Genomic DNA, 15,155 nt, shown 5'->3' with positions numbered 1-15,155 from the left:
CCAAAAAAACTACCAATACCTAAAAAAGCATTGGTAGTCCAAATAAGATTAATTAACCAGTTTTTGAGCTTCACGCAATTGGTACGTCCGAACGCGACGTGGTAAGAAACGACGAATTTCATCTTCGTTATAACCTACTTGTAAACGCTTCTCATCAATAATAATTGGGCGACGTAGCAAACCTGGATTTTTTTGGATTAGTTCAAATAATTCTTGAAGCGGTAAACTATCTAAATCCACATTTAATTTTTGGAATGTCTTAGAACGTGTGGAAATAATCTCATCCGTACCATCCTCTGTCATTCGTAAAATTTCTTTAATTTCGCCTAAACTTAATGGCTCCGAGAAAATGTTTCTCTCTTTGTATGGGATATCATGTTCCTCTAGCCATGCACGAGCCTTACGACAAGACGTGCAACTTGGTGAAGTGTATAACGTTACCATTAGACATTCACACTCCTTATTGGTTTATTGTTTCATTCAATGTAACGAATTTCCTAACAATATATCTATTGGAAACGATCTCTTTTAAGACCTACTTTCATTATACACCAAAATAGCAAAAAGCAACACACTATTTCAAAAAAAAGTTATCCAACTCACACAGATTGAAAGTTGCTCGTTATATGTATGTTACCCTTACTATACCGCTTTAAAACAAGAATCCGATGAAAATATAAGCCTTTACATTAGAATTTGATGAGAAATTTGTTAGAATGCAATTGGAAAAGCCATCCTGGTTTTCAGGATGGCTTCTAACTTATTATTCGACATTTGCAGCTGCGTCGGCAGTTAATTTTGCATGTTTCTCTTGATAAGTAGCTACTTCTTCAGGAGAACAGTACACAAAATGTCCTGGCGCAATTTCACGCATCTGTAAATCTTCATTTCCTGTATAATTATGAACGGCTGGATCATACGTTTTACGAATACGAGTACGCTCATAGTTAGGATCAGGTAATGGAATCGCAGAAAGTAAGGATTCCGTATATGCATGTAACGGCGCGCGATATAAATCGTCAGCTGGTGCTAATTCCACCAATTTACCGAAATACATAACGCCGATACGATCACTAATATATTTAACCATCGACAAATCATGCGCGATAAACAGATATGTCAGGCCTTTTTCTTTTTGCAATTGTTTTAGTAGGTTGACAACTTGTGCTTGAATCGAAACGTCCAAGGCAGAAATCGGCTCATCCGCAATGATGAATTCTGGTTGAACAGCAAGCGCACGAGCAATCCCGATACGTTGACGTTGACCACCGGAGAATTCATGCGGATAACGACCAGCATGTTCCTTGCTCAAACCAACCGTTTCTAACAACTCATAGACTTGATTCGTTAGCTCAGATGGTGTTTTCGCCAAGCCGTGAATACGAATACCCTCTGCAATGATATCCTTCACTTTCATACGCGGATTTAACGATGCATACGGATCTTGGAAAATCATTTGCATTTTGCGACGGAACTCGTGCATTTCTGTACGTGATTTACGACCATGTACATCGACACCATCATACAGTACTTCACCATCCGTTGCGTCATATAGACGGATAATTGTACGCCCAGTTGTCGATTTCCCACAACCAGACTCGCCTACAAGACCAAGCGTTTCTCCTTTATAGATATCAAAAGAAATACCATCTACAGCGCGGACTTCGCTTGCTTTGCCTTTATTAAAATATTGCTTTAAATTCTTAATTTCGAGTAGTTTTTCAGCCATCTACTTCAACCCCCTTCGCGTGAACAGCTTGCATACCGGGATGTTCCGTTGCAAATTGCTCTTGACGACGTAATACGGCATCAGGAGGCGTTACCTCTGGTGCATCTGGATGCAATAACCAAGTGGCTGCATAATGCGTGTCAGAGACTTTGTACATTGGTGGTTCCTGCTCTAGATCGATTTGCATCGCATATTGATTACGTGCGGCAAATGCGTCTCCTTTTGGAGGATCAAGCAAATCAGGAGGCGTACCAGGAATAACAAATAGTTCTTCCTCTTCCGTGTCCAATGTCGGCATCGAACTAATAAGTCCCCACGTGTACGGATGTTGCGGGTTGTAGAAAATCTCATCTACTGTTCCGATTTCAACAATCTTACCGCCATACATAACTGCTACACGATCGGCTACATTCGCTACAACACCAAGGTCATGCGTAATGAAGATAATCGACGTATCAATTTTTTTCTGCAAATCTTTCATCAAGTCCAAAATTTGCGCTTGAATCGTAACGTCGAGTGCCGTTGTTGGCTCATCGGCAATCAGGATTTGCGGATTACAAGCAAGTGAAATCGCGATAACAACACGTTGACGCATACCACCCGAAAACTGATGCGGATATTGTTTTAAACGTTCTTCTGCATTTGGAATACCAACCAATTGAAGCAAACGAAGCGCTGTTTTCAAGGCCTCTTTTTTACCAATTTTTTGGTGTTTGATGATCGGTTCTGCAATTTGTTTGCCGATGGTCATTGTTGGATTCAATGAGGTCATCGGATCTTGGAAAATCATCGAAATTTCTTTACCACGAATTTTTTGCATTTGTTTTTCAGATGCTTTCGCGATATCTATACCGTTAAATAGGATTTCTCCTGATTTAATTTTGGAATTACTTTCAGGTAGTAGGCGCATGATGGACTTTGTCGTTACGGATTTCCCCGAACCAGACTCACCAACGATTGCTAGCGTCTCCCCTTTAATTAGGTCAAAGCTCACGCCACGAATTGCTTTTACTTCACCAGCATACGTATGAAACGAGATATGCAGATCTTTTACTTCTAACAGTTTTTCCATTTTTTCCTCACCTCACCTTTAATCACGCATTTTCGGATCAAACGCATCACGTAAGCCGTCAGCAATTAAGTTAAATGCAATCATGATAATACATAGTACGAGCGTTGGATAAAGAACCATATATGGCAATACTTGTAGCGTCTTGTACCCTTCACTAATGAGCGTTCCAAGCGATGCCTGTGGTGCAGGAATACCTAAACCGATAAATCCTAAGAAGGCCTCGAAGAAAATCGCACTTGGAATACTAAACATAACGTTGATGATAATAACACCCGATACGTTGGGCAGCAAATGCTTGAATAAAATACTCGGCGTCGAACCACCAAGCGTTTTAGAAGCTAAGACAAACTCTTGATCTTTCAATTTCAAAACTTGTCCACGTACAACCCGCGCCATCGTTATCCAACTGGTCATCGCAATCGCAATGATAATGGACATGATACCGGGATCGAGGACGAGCAACATGAGGATAACCACAACTAAGTTTGGAATCGCCGAAGCAACCTCCAAAATACGTTGCATGAAGTTATCGACACGACCACCAGAATAACCAGAAATCATACCGTACGTTACCCCGACAAGTAAGTCAAAGAATGCAGCTACAAAACCGATAAATAGTGATATTTGCGTTCCTTTCCAAACACGTGTAAATTGGTCACGGCCAAGTGTATCTGTTCCAAACCAATAATACGTTCCTTCAGGTACATTTTTTTGTTTATAAACGTCTACTTCTTCCCCACCGATGTTTTGCTTACCATTCCAAAATGGCATATTATCAAAACCTTGGACTTTAGGTGGTAGTGAGGCATTAGACGTTGTTTGTTCTGAGTATGTGTACCCAGAAATAAGTGGGCCAATAAAAGCCATGATAATAACAAGTGACAACACGATAATACTCACTAAAGCCGCTTTATTTTTTCTGATCCGAATCCAAGAATCTTGCATAAAAGTAAGACTTGGACGGAGAATTTTCTCATGTTCTGATTCTTGTATATGCGCGGGTTGGAATAATTCTTTTGAAATTTTTGATTCTGTCATAATTATTTACCTCCCGACACACGGATACGAGGGTCAATCAATCCGTAAAGAATATCTACCACTAGAATAACGAAAACAAGCATACCCGCAAAGAGTAGCGTAGTTCCCATAATTACAGGATAGTCATTGGTTTGTATAGATGAAACAAACTGGCTTCCGATACCTGGAATACCAAAAATATTTTCAATAACAAGTGAACCAGTCATCAAGGCCACAGTTAATGGACCGATAACGGTAATAAGCGGAATCAGTGCATTACGAATCGCATGTTTCCAAGCAACTTCCACACGGTTATTCCCTTTCGCTTTTGCAAGCAACACATAATCCGAACCGAACACATCGATAAGCTCTGTTCTCATAAAACGAGCTGCTGTGGCGAGTGGAAACATCGCAAGTGCGAGTGCTGGCAGTATGGTGTATTCAAAGCTACCCCAACCCGCAACTGGCAACCATTGTAACTTAGCACCAATCCAATATTGTAGCATGGCGGCAAATACGAAAGATGGTATCGATTTCCCGAGAATCGCGATAAACGTACTCGTATAATCGGGCCACTTATTCTGGAACATGGCCGCTATAACCCCTAGTATAATACCAAATAGTAGTCCGAAAACAATGGCTTCTACGGCGATTGTAATCGATGGACCAATCAGATTTCCTAGTATTTCAGATACAGGTCGATTATCCAATTGGAAAGATACCCCTAGATTTCCCTGTAATAAGTCTCCCATGTAGTGAAGATATTGCATTGGTACTGGATCATTTAGTCCATACTGGTCGTTCATAATCTGAATTTGTTCTGGCGTCATTTTAGCTTCGTTTCTATACGGTGAACCTGGTAGATATTGCATTAAAATGAATGTCACTGTTGCAATAATAAACATTGTAATAACCATATATAAGAGCCGTTTCAATCCATATTTAATCATCTCTACACCCCCCCGAAAAAATTTATTTTGTAGAATATTTTCTTATTTTATCATAAGCCTGCAACCATAGCGAGCTTTGTTTTCTCAATTCATTGTTTTTTTAAATTCTCGAATCCACTTTGGTTATAAAGAGCATCCTTTGGAAACCAAAATACATCAAGTTATCTAAAAATTCATTGTGATTATTCTAAACGGAAACATAATAAACTGAAATCTCAACATGTGATAATGAGGTTTGGTGGAATATCAAGAAAAGAGTGTTTCCACATCCTGCTGACCTTATCAGTTTATCATTTGGATATGTAACGCATCCTAATTCATCATTAAAAGAGGTTGGGACAAAACTCAAGATAAAGCAAAGCCGCCTAGCCATTTACTTGGGTAAGACGAAAAATTTTGCTTTACACAAATCGAGCGAAAGCGTTTGTATTCAGGGAGTTTGGTGGAAACCGGAAGCGGAGCATACTGGTGTATGTGAGAACCGGAAGTCCGCCAAACTCCCTGAATGCGAGCGCTTGTCGCCGATTTATCTGGGTTATGTCCCAGACTCATCCTAATTCATCATTAAAAGAGAGAGTATATAGAATATACTCTCTCAGGTTACAGTCAAGCATTTCTTAAAATGATATGCGTTTACTTATTTTCCGTCAATATACGTTGTTTTGAACGTATAGTCTGGACCAAACGCATTTTTTTTGTAGATCTTTCACGTATGGTTGTTGCAAGAATGCTTTCGCACGTTGGTAAAGTGGTTGAATTGCATAATCTTCTTCAATTAGAATTGGTTCAGCTTTAAGCATTTCATCCCAACGAGCTTGTGTATCACCAGCAAGTGGACCTGCTGCTTGGTCGATAATTTTATCGTAAGCGGCATTTGAATAGCTCATTCTGTTTTGTGCATTACCAGTTCTGAACAAGTTCAAGAATGTTGATGGATCTTGATAGTCAGGACCCCAAGCGCTTAGAGAGAAATCATAATCTTGTTTTTGGTCATTCGCTAAACGGATTTTGAATGGTACGTTTTTAAGAGATACTTTCAGACCAGATAGGTTTTTCTCCCATTGGTTTTGTAAGAATTCGCTTGATTTCTTCGCATTTTCAGTATCGTCACTTGTAAATTCAAGGTTTAGAGAAGTAACGCCTAGCTCTTTCAAGCCTTGTGTCCATGCTTTTTTCGCTTCGTCTAAGTTATAAACGCCAACATCGCCAACTTCATCGCGGTAGTCTTTGTTATCTTTAGGGTCAAACGTGAATTTCTTAGGAACTAAACCGTTCGCCGGGATAGAACCATTTTGTAAAACAGTGTCCACATAGCTTTGTTTGTCGACTGCTAGTGCCAATGCTTTACGGATATTTTTATTAGCTAATGGTGTTTTCTTACCATTACGTTCTTGGTTAAATTTAATGTAGAATACAGAAGATTCTTCTTCTACTTTATAGTCGTCTTTATTTTTGTTTTGAGCAGCGTATTCAGCTGATAGTAGCGCTTTGTCTAATTTGTTAGTGTTGTATAAGTTAACGTTAGTTCCAGGATCTTGAACTACTTGCACATTAATTTTATCAAGTTTCACTTTATCTTTGTCATAATATTTGTCGTTTGGCACGAACGCCCAAGTTTTTCCTGTTCCGTTCCAATCAGTTAATTTGAATGGTCCGTTGTAAAGGATGCTGTCGCTATCTAAAGCGTATTTGTCGCCTTTACTTTCAACAAACTTCTGGTTAAGTGGGAAGAATGTTGGGAATGCTAGTAATGAATCAAAGTAAGCTGCTGGTTGAACCAGTGTTACTTCTAATGTATTATCGTCGACTGCTTTAATGCCTAATTCAGAAGGTTTTTTCTCACCTTTGATGATTTCAGAAGCATTTAGAACTAATCCATCAAATAAATAGGAATAAGTTGCTGCTGTGCTTGGATCAACGGCACGTTGCCATGAGTATACATAGTCTTGCGCTGTTACAGGATCTCCGTTAGACCATTTTGCGTCATCACGTAGTTTGAATGTATAAACTTTTTTTGTCATCGCTCACTGTTGCTTTCTCAGTAACGCCTGCTGGTTGTGCCACGCCGTCTTTGTCAAGTGCGTAGATACCCTCATTTGTTTGATTGATTACGTTTAATCCAACTGCATCATCTGCTTTTGTACTATCCGCTGATGGGATAAGAGCTGACTCCATCAAGTTTAATTCTTGCTTGGAATCCTTTGAGCCTCCGCTAGATTTGGAATCGCTTCCTCCTCCACATGCTGCCAGTACTAAGCTTAGTACTAATGTTAATCCTAAAACTAAAAACAATTTAGATTTTTTCATTAGTAAACCTCCCTTTTTTATTTTTCAGAAAAATCATTTCGATTACTATTATACTCTAAAAATTCAAGCTTTGTAAATTATTTTTTCGAAATATACGAAAACAAGGATGAAAGGTATAAGTTATTGCAAAATTCCCGCAAGATAACCCGATTAGCCTACTACAACACTTTTTCGTGTTCATATGGCGAATGAAATTATTTAGCTAAACTACCTTACAATTTACTTTTCCCTTTTATTAAGTTTTCTGAATAAATAAATCGATTAGAATAATATCCCCCAAAACTTCACTGTTTCAAACACACTATGTACTCGAAAACAATTTTAATTTTTTGAAAGTATAAATCACTCGAAAAGCAATCCACTAACATTTAGTAGGATTATATTTATTTATATACTTTTTTTTCGTCATCTGTCTACATAAATACACTAAAAAAAAAATAAACTTTTAAAAAAAACTTTACAAACCCTTAATATATGCCGTTTCCAACAATTTATTCAATGACAGAAAATTTCACTAGCTTTGTTAGATATTCCGACTATTAAGGGTTTCATTTCCAGTTCTAATATAGAAGAAAGGCACTCCAAAAATTGAATTTGGAGCGCACTTTTCTATCTACTTTACTTATTTAATATCGATCCATTGATACGAATATGGAGCACCGAATAGATGGGTTACGAAGCCTGTCATTTTCGGATTTTGTAGAGCGGCTACACCGTTTTGATAAAGTGGCGCTACAGCTGTATCTTGCTCGATTAGAATCTTCTCTGCTTGAAGAAGTGTATTCCAACGTTCTTCTGGTTTCGTTGCGAGTGTTGTTGCAGCTTCTTTTAGTAGTTTGTCGTATTCTGGGTTCGAATAGCTAGAGCGGTTGTAACTGCTTGTTGTTTCGAATACGCCTAGGAATGTGGATGGATCTTGATAGTCTGGGCCCCAACGTGCTAGTTGTAATTCGTATTGTTGTGTTTCATCCAATTTCAAACGTGATTTGTATGGAACAGTTTTGATGTTAATTTTCAATCCGTCAAGGTTGGTTTCTAGTTCATTCTGGATGTATTCTGACATTTTCTTGCTGAACTCTTGGTCATCACCTAGGAATTCAAGAGTGATATTGTCTTGACCTAATTCTTGTTTTGCTTTTTTCCAGTAGGCTTGTGCTTTGGCCTTGTCGTATGTTAGTAAATCTCCATTTTCTTTACGGAAATCTTCTTTTGTTACTGGATTAAATGTGAATTTCGATGGTACTAGTCCGTCGATTGGTTCAGATCCATTGGCAAGAACTGTATCTACCATCGTTTCCTTGTTAATTACCGTTGCGATGGCTTTACGAGCATTTTCATTCGCAAAAATAGTCGATTTGCCGTCTAGTTTTTGGTTGAATTTCAAGAAGTACACGAATGCATCTAGACTTGATGTGAAGTCTGCATCGGATTGTTTTTGTTTCGCATAGTCACCAGAAAGTGTTGCGCGGTCTAATTTTCCTGTTGTGTATAGGTTGACAGCGCTTCCTGGATCTTTGATTACTTGTAGGTTAATTTTGTCGAGCTTGATGTCGCCTTTGTTCCAATACTTGCTATTTTTCTCGTAAGACCATGATTTGCTCGTATTTGTCCAGCCTTTCATCGTGAATGGGCCGTTGTAAATCATATGGTCGCTATCTTTTGCATAGTCAGCGCCTTGTTTCGCAACATATTCCTCGTTTTGTGGATAGAATGTTGGGAATGTTAGTAAGGAATGGAAATATGGAACTGGTTGTTCTAGCGTTACTTCGAGTGTTGTGTCGTCAATTGCTTTCACCCCTAGTTCTTCTGGTTTCATTTCGCCAGCCGTGATTTTAGCTGCATTTTTTACAACACCACTGAAAATGACAGCGTACTCTGCAGCCGTTTTTGGATCTACTATTTTTCTCCAGGAATATACGAAATCATTGGCTGTTACGGATGTACCATCTGACCATTTGGCATCATCGCGCAGTTTGATTGTGTATACAGTTTGATCATCATTGATTTGTGGATCTTCTTTTGCAACGCCGGGCTGTACTTGGTCGTCTTTATCCAAATAGTATAAGCCTTCGAAAACAGTATTTTGAGCCGTAAAACTTACACCGTCTGTTCCTTTTTTAGAATCCATGGATGGAATTTCAGCTGATTCCATTAGATTAACTGTCTTCTTGCCCGATGTGCTGACATCGTCTTTTGTGCTATCGCCGCCTCCACATGCCACAAGTACTGCGGACATAATTGTTAGCATCAATAGTAATACCCAGCTTTTCTTCAACTTCATAACTTAATCCTCTCCCTTTTTAGAGTGTAGAATCACTATATACTATTTTTTCAGAAAAATAAAGTATTTTTTATAAATTTGATTACTTTTATTTTTGTACATAAATGCAAATACCTTGCGCGCGTTGGTCTTTTGATGTGTTAAAGTGATATAATTTTTATTACACATATAGCTGGACTGGATGGTCATTTTACCGTTTTTATGATAGAGTTAGAGTAGAATTTTTGATAGGAAGGTGACATATTTGCTCAAGCGTGTAATCATTTTTGCAGTTATTCAGGAGATTTTGATACTCTTTCTGATGCTTTCTTTTTACTGGAATATCTCGCTACTTTACTATATAAATGTTTCCTTTATCGTGGCAGCAATTGTATTTGTAGTAGGCCTAATACTTTATGTGATGCAGTCTGGTTTCTTTGATTTAATACATACCGGTATGCGCAAAATGACGAGGAGAATGCGTCGGGAAGAGGAAAGTGAATTCGCGGATGTGCCGTTATCTGAATTGATGAATGTCGGTTATGTGAGTCTCTTGCTCAGTTCGCTGGCAGTTCTTGCAACCAGCTTTATTGCGCTCGCGATTTACTACAGTTAAGACATTGACGGGGTGTTTATTCCTTGGTATTATGGAGTTATATAATTGAAATGTGTTAGCAAAGAAAAGAGTATGGCTAGGTAACGTTTTTTAGAGAGTCTGTGGTTGGTGTGAACAGATAACGACCTTGCTTGAATGGGTTCTTTGGCATCATTTGTGAACATGGAAGTAGCAAATGACGGGTTAGACCGTTAACTCTAGTTAAAAAATCATATATTCTTGTTGGAAGCTATAGATTGCGCTTTACACAAATCGAGCGAAAGCGTTTGTATTCTGGGAGTTTGGTGGAACTCGGAAGCGGAGTGTACGACTGTACATGAGAACCGGAAGTCCGCCAAACTCCCAGAATGCGAGCGCTTGTCGCCGATTTATTCGGATTATAGAGCTAGCTTATTAGGGTGGTACCGCGGATATACGTTCGTCCCTATTTTACGATTGGGATGGGCGTTTTTTTGTTGATTATGGAGGAGGAAATTAGAATGAAAAAGACCATTTTTTCAGGGATTCAACCGAGTGGCGATTTAACTTTAGGGAACTATATTGGGGCTTTGAAGCAGTTTGGGCAGTTTCAGGAAGATTATAATTGTTTTTATTGTATCGTGGATGAGCATGCGATTACGGTTCCGCAAGACCGTTTGAAGTTACGCCAGAGCATTCGTAATCTTGCTGCGCTTTATTTGGCAGTTGGGCTCGATCCAGAGAAGTCAACGTTATTTATTCAATCGGAGGTTCCGGCACATGCGCAGGCGGCTTGGATTTTGCAGTGTAATGTGTATATTGGTGAATTGGAGCGGATGACGCAATTTAAGGATAAGTCGACTGGTAAAGCTGGTGTGAGCGCTGGGCTATTGACGTACCCGCCTTTGATGGCCGCGGATATTTTGCTGTATCAAACGGATTTGGTGCCTGTTGGCGATGATCAGAAGCAACATATCGAGTTAACGCGTGATTTGGCGGAGCGTTTTAATAAGAAAAATGAGGATGCGGACGTATTCGTTGTTCCGGATATTTATGTACCTGAGCAAGGCGCGCGCGTGATGGCGCTTCAAGATCCGACGCGTAAAATGAGTAAATCGGATGATAATAAGAAGAATGCGATTTTCTTGTTGGACCCGCCGAATGTGATTACGAAAAAAAATTAAAAGTGCCGTGACGGATTCTTCTGGTATTGTACAGTTTGACAAGGAAAATAAGCCTGGAATTTCAAACTTATTGGCGATTTATTCCGCAATGACAGGTGAATCAGTGAATGCGCTTGAGGCCAAATATGAGGGCAAAGGTTACGGTGATTTCAAATCGGACCTTGCTGAGGTGGTTGTGAATGAATTGGCGCCGATTCAAGAGCGTTACGAGCATTTCTTAAAGTCTCCTGAATTAGATGACATTTTAGATCAAGGTGCTGAAAAAGCGGCTCGTGTGGCTAATAAAACTTTAAAAAAAAATGGAAAACGCGATTGGACTCGGTCGTAAAAAAAAGAAAATAAGCAAAAAAAATCCTGTCACGCCTTTTTTAGAAAAGGTGTGACAGGATTTTTGTATATTTAGATAATGTTTAATTCTACTTCGATATTACCGCGTGTTGCTTTCGAGTATGGGCAAACTTGGTGCGCGGTTTCTACTAGTTTTTGAGCAGTTTCTGCATCAACGCCTTCGATGTGGACAGCTAGGACAACGCCTATTTTGAAGCCATTATCTTCGGGATCGCTGTATAACGATACTGTTCCTTCTACCGTGCTCGCTGCTTCGATTTTTTTGTTTGGACATAACCAACTCTAGTGCGCTATTGAAACATGCGGAATAGCCGGCTGCAAATAATTGTTCTGGATTTGAGCCTGAGCCGCCCTCGCCGCCTAGTTCTTTTGGTGATGCGATGTCTTGGAAGAAAATGTTGTCTGGAGAATGTACTTCTCCTTTACGTCCACCGGTATTGATTACTGTTGTTTCATATAATTTTTTCATGTTTTGTTCCTCCATTATTTTCTTGAATTTTGGTCGTCAGTTCTTTTATTCCCTGTAACATCTGTTTGTAATCTTGCTCAGTGAATGCGAGCTTGGAAATACAGTCGGCTACACCTTCTAAAACGGCTGGCTTCATGTCCCCTGCTTTTTCAGTGAGCTCGATGTATACTTTTCGTTCGTCTTCTGTGCTGCGTGATCGCTTGACTAGTTCCATGCCTTCCATTCGCTTCAACATCGGCGTTAAGGTTCCGCTGTCGAGTGATAGGTGGCTTCCTAGTTCTTTCACCAGCTGCTTCGGTTCTTCCCAAAGCGCTAGAAGGACTAAATATTGCGGATAAGTAAGCTGAAAAGGTTCCAATGCTTGTCGGTAAAATTTCGTGAATTCACGTGAGGCGGTATAAATCGAAAAGCATAGTTGTTCGTCTAGGATTCGTTTTTGGCTGGCCATCGTTCTTCCTCCTAATTGATTTGTGCACAATTTAATTGTAAGCTATTTTTATAAGGAAGGCTAATTTTTTGCTCAAAAAAAGAGAGACACCTTAAAATTGGGCATCCCTCTTGCGTTTTATTGATATTTTTTAAATACTAATGTCGCGTTGTGTCCGCCAAAACCAAAGGAATTGGACATCGCTACATCGACGTTCATTTCGCGAGCTACGTTTGGAACGTAGTCTAAATCGCAGACTGGGTCTGGCGTGTTCAAATGAATCGTTGGTGGCACGATACTGTCGCGGATTGCTAGCACGCTGAAAATGGCTTCAATACCGCCGGACGCGCCTAGTGTGTGTCCTGTCATTGATTTTGTAGAACTGATTGCGAGTTTTTTAGCATTGTCACCGAAAACGGTTTTGATTGCTTGTGTTTCGTAATCGTCATTGTACGGTGTGCTTGTCCCGTGGGCATTGATGTAGTCCACGCCATCCACGCCGATTTCTGCGTCGTTTAACGCCATTTGCATCGAACGAGCGGCACCTTCTCCACCTGGAGCTGGCGCTGTAATATGGTAAGCATCGCCTGTCGCGCCATAACCAACCACTTCCGCATAAATTTTTGCACCGCGGGCTTTGGCATGTTCTAATTCTTCTAAAATGAAGATACCAGCGCCTTCTCCGATGATAAAACCGTCGCGATCTAGGTCAAATGGGCGACATGCCGTTTCTGGGTCTGGGTTAAGTGATAAGGCTTTGTTTGACACAAAACCAGCCACGGACATTTTTGTGATTGGCGCCTCGGCACCACCTGTAATCATCACGTCCGCGTCACCACGTTGAATGACTTTAAAAGCGTCACCAATCGAGTTTGTTGCAGTCGCACAAGCTGTTACGGTTGCTGAGTTAATGCCTTTTGCGCCGTGACGAATCGATACTTGGCCACTCGCCATATCTGGAATCATCATTGGTACGAAAAATGGACTAACACGGCGATGTCCGCGATTTAAAAAGATTTCGTATTGCGTCTCAAACGTTTCCATACCGCCAATACCCGAACCAATCCAAACACCAACGCGCTCTGCATTCGAATCATCAATCGTTAAGCCTGCATCCGCAACCGCCATGTCCGAACTTGCCACCGCATAATGCGTAAAGCGATCCATTTTGCGAGCATCTTTCTTATCAAGGTACTTCTCAATATCAAAACCCTTCAATTCCGCAGCGATTTTAACCGGGAAATCATCTTGATTAAGTCGTGTAAGTTCTCCAACACCGTTCACACCTTTTTTGGCATTTTCCCAGGCTGTATCGGCGTCATTACCTATTGGCGTAACAGCTCCAACACCCGTTACTACCACACGTTTCTTCTCCATTTTTTCATCTCCTCTTCTACAATTATCACACAAAAAATAACTTCCGCTAATTTAGCAGTAGTTCGTCATACAAAAAATGCTATTACTAATAACAAAATATAAAAAGACACCTTCATTATATCATAAATGAAACCCTATTTCTCAAAAAGACGTATTTCCTTCCTAATTTGAAAAATAGTCTGGGACCAAATCGTACGTTATCCCAGACATTGTTGTGTTTTTATTTACCCCATTTGAGGATTAACGCGCCCCATGTTAAACCGCCGCCGAAACCGACTAATAGCAAGTTATCATCGTCTTTAACGCGACCTTCTTCTACCGCGTCAACTAAAGCTAATACGATAGAAGATGCAGATGTATTGCCGTATTTGTGAACGGTTTTCATCAGTTTTTCTTCTGGTAAATCTAAGCGTTCACGCGATGCTTCCATGATGCGGATATTGGCTTGATGGGGAATAAGCAAGTCTAATTCTTCTTTTCCCATACCTGCTTTTTCGAGGACGCGTAACGATGCTTCGCCCATTTGACGTACAGCAAAACGGAAAACTTCGCGGCCGTTCATGTACAATTTGCGTTTTTCGTTAAGGTTGAGGTATTTTCCGCCTGATCCGTCAGAACCTAGGTCAAAAGATAGTAAACCACGACCATCAGATACTGGCCCCATCACGATTGCACCTGCGCCGTCACCGAAAAGAACCGCTGTACTGCGATCATCCCAATCTGTAATTTTTGATAGTTTATCTGCACCGACAATGACAATATTTTTGTATGCGCCTGTTTGGATAAATTGTGCGGCAGTTACTGTTCCGAATGTGAAACCGGCACATGCTGCTCCTAGATCCATTGCTGCGGCGTTGTTTGCGCCTAGACGGTCTTGAATAATATTTCCTACAGACGGAAAATTGGATTCTTGTGTTACTGTTGCAACGATAATTAAATCGATGTCTGCTGGTGTTAATCCTGCGTTTTCGATCGCTGCTTTGGCTGCTTCATAAGCCATATCATGTACATACTCATCTTCACGCGCGATGTGGCGTTCCTCAATTCCTGTTCTTGAGCGAATCCACTCGTCGGATGTATCCATCATTTTTTCTAAATCTGCGTTTGTAAGAACGCGTTCCGGTAAATATTTACCTACACCTAAAATACCTGCATTCATTTCGTATTCCTCCAAGAAAAATTAGTTGTGAAGCGCCTTAACTCGCTTCGGGATATGACATATAAAAAAGTATAATTGCTAGTTTTGCGAATGAATCGGTGGTAATTTTGGGATTTTGGGCCTCGTGTATTATTCGTATAGAAAATTGGCGAGGCTTTTTGTTTTGTAGTTGTTCCCAATCCAGCCTTACACGCTATCCCCTCGGAAATAGTGACAAACACGGCAAAAACCTAAGTGATGGCTTTCACCCTGCTTACCACTATTTCTGTCGGGGATGGACGG

10 protein-coding genes, 3 pseudogenes and 1 other annotated feature are annotated in these 15,155 nt (G+C 40.2%); of the genes and pseudogenes, 2 read left to right on the top strand and 11 right to left on the bottom strand.

Features of this window, described 5'->3' with window-relative positions; genetic code table 11:
• Positions 1-48: 48 nt before the first annotated feature.
• From spxA to PCORN_RS00130, 7 genes and pseudogenes are all read right to left on the bottom strand, one after another.
• Positions 49-444 carry a transcriptional regulator SpxA gene (gene spxA / locus PCORN_RS00160; protein ID WP_036059428.1) on the bottom strand — a complete coding sequence of 132 codons (396 nt, stop codon included), beginning with the start codon at positions 442-444 and terminating at the stop codon, positions 49-51.
• A gap of 319 nt (positions 445-763) precedes the next feature.
• Positions 764-1,729: an ABC transporter ATP-binding protein gene (locus PCORN_RS00155; RefSeq protein WP_036076500.1), complete on the bottom strand. Its 966-nt coding sequence runs from the start codon at positions 1,727-1,729 to the stop codon at positions 764-766.
• Positions 1,722-2,801 carry an ABC transporter ATP-binding protein gene (locus PCORN_RS00150; protein ID WP_036076498.1) on the bottom strand — a complete coding sequence of 360 codons (1,080 nt, stop codon included), beginning with the start codon at positions 2,799-2,801 and terminating at the stop codon, positions 1,722-1,724. Before PCORN_RS00150 ends, PCORN_RS00155 begins: the two co-directional genes overlap by 8 nt.
• An 18-nt stretch (positions 2,802-2,819) precedes the next feature.
• The gene (gene opp3C / locus PCORN_RS00145; protein WP_036076495.1) at positions 2,820-3,839 is read right to left on the bottom strand and encodes an oligopeptide ABC transporter permease; all 1,020 of its coding nucleotides are present in this window, start codon (positions 3,837-3,839) and stop codon (positions 2,820-2,822) included.
• Positions 3,840-3,841: 2 nt separating this feature from the next.
• A complete protein-coding gene (opp3b, locus tag PCORN_RS00140; RefSeq protein WP_036076494.1) occupies positions 3,842-4,768 on the bottom strand; it encodes an oligopeptide ABC transporter permease in 927 nt (308 codons plus the stop codon).
• Between the two features lie 637 nt (positions 4,769-5,405).
• Positions 5,406-7,075, bottom strand: a pseudogene (locus PCORN_RS00135) (peptide ABC transporter substrate-binding protein).
• A gap of 622 nt (positions 7,076-7,697) precedes the next feature.
• Positions 7,698-9,356: a peptide ABC transporter substrate-binding protein gene (locus tag PCORN_RS00130; RefSeq protein ID WP_036076493.1), complete on the bottom strand. Its 1,659-nt coding sequence runs from the start codon at positions 9,354-9,356 to the stop codon at positions 7,698-7,700.
• Positions 9,357-9,600: 244 nt separating this feature from the next.
• Between PCORN_RS00130 and PCORN_RS00125 the strand changes: the two genes are divergently transcribed.
• Positions 9,601-9,951 carry a DUF3899 domain-containing protein gene (locus tag PCORN_RS00125; RefSeq protein WP_036076491.1) on the top strand — a complete coding sequence of 117 codons (351 nt, stop codon included), beginning with the start codon at positions 9,601-9,603 and terminating at the stop codon, positions 9,949-9,951.
• Positions 9,952-9,999: 48 nt separating this feature from the next.
• Positions 10,000-10,380, top strand: a binding site (T-box leader).
• Between the two features lie 50 nt (positions 10,381-10,430).
• A pseudogene (gene trpS, locus PCORN_RS00120) lies at positions 10,431-11,476 on the top strand (tryptophan--tRNA ligase).
• A gap of 16 nt (positions 11,477-11,492) precedes the next feature.
• Here trpS and PCORN_RS00115 read toward each other — a convergent pair.
• The 4 genes and pseudogenes from PCORN_RS00115 to PCORN_RS00100 form a co-directional block, all read right to left on the bottom strand.
• Positions 11,493-11,910: pseudogene (locus PCORN_RS00115) on the bottom strand (organic hydroperoxide resistance protein).
• A complete protein-coding gene (locus PCORN_RS00110; RefSeq protein WP_036076489.1) occupies positions 11,894-12,358 on the bottom strand; it encodes a MarR family winged helix-turn-helix transcriptional regulator in 465 nt (154 codons plus the stop codon). Before PCORN_RS00110 ends, PCORN_RS00115 begins: the two are co-directional and overlap by 17 nt.
• A gap of 117 nt (positions 12,359-12,475) precedes the next feature.
• Positions 12,476-13,714 (bottom strand): beta-ketoacyl-ACP synthase II, encoded by a 1,239-nt coding sequence (gene fabF, locus PCORN_RS00105; RefSeq protein WP_036076487.1) that lies wholly within the window; start codon positions 13,712-13,714, stop codon positions 12,476-12,478.
• Positions 13,715-13,934: 220 nt separating this feature from the next.
• On the bottom strand, positions 13,935-14,873 hold the full coding sequence (locus PCORN_RS00100; RefSeq protein ID WP_036076485.1) for a beta-ketoacyl-ACP synthase III: 939 nt from the start codon (positions 14,871-14,873) through the stop codon (positions 13,935-13,937).
• Positions 14,874-15,155 lie beyond the last annotated feature (282 nt).

The organism is Listeria cornellensis FSL F6-0969 (assembly GCF_000525855.1).
Classification (GTDB): domain Bacteria; phylum Bacillota; class Bacilli; order Lactobacillales; family Listeriaceae; genus Listeria_A; species Listeria_A cornellensis.
Note: the sequence above shows the minus strand (reverse complement) of the source record. Positions and strands in the feature narration are given on the sequence as shown.

Excerpts from the sequence above, each read along its gene's own strand:
- PCORN_RS00150 (WP_036076498.1), bottom strand. The coding sequence starts at position 2,801 with ATGGAAAAACTGTTAGAAGTAAAAGATCTGCATATCTCGTTTCATACG.
- spxA (WP_036059428.1), bottom strand. The coding sequence starts at position 444 with ATGGTAACGTTATACACTTCACCAAGTTGCACGTCTTGTCGTAAGGCT.
- PCORN_RS00110 (WP_036076489.1), bottom strand. The coding sequence starts at position 12,358 with ATGGCCAGCCAAAAACGAATCCTAGACGAACAACTATGCTTTTCGATT.
- opp3C (WP_036076495.1), bottom strand. The coding sequence starts at position 3,839 with ATGACAGAATCAAAAATTTCAAAAGAATTATTCCAACCCGCGCATATA.
- PCORN_RS00100 (WP_036076485.1), bottom strand. The coding sequence starts at position 14,873 with ATGAATGCAGGTATTTTAGGTGTAGGTAAATATTTACCGGAACGCGTT.
- PCORN_RS00155 (WP_036076500.1), bottom strand. The coding sequence starts at position 1,729 with ATGGCTGAAAAACTACTCGAAATTAAGAATTTAAAGCAATATTTTAAT.
- opp3b (WP_036076494.1), bottom strand. The coding sequence starts at position 4,768 with ATGATTAAATATGGATTGAAACGGCTCTTATATATGGTTATTACAATG.
- PCORN_RS00130 (WP_036076493.1), bottom strand. The coding sequence starts at position 9,356 with ATGAAGTTGAAGAAAAGCTGGGTATTACTATTGATGCTAACAATTATG.
- fabF (WP_036076487.1), bottom strand. The coding sequence starts at position 13,714 with ATGGAGAAGAAACGTGTGGTAGTAACGGGTGTTGGAGCTGTTACGCCA.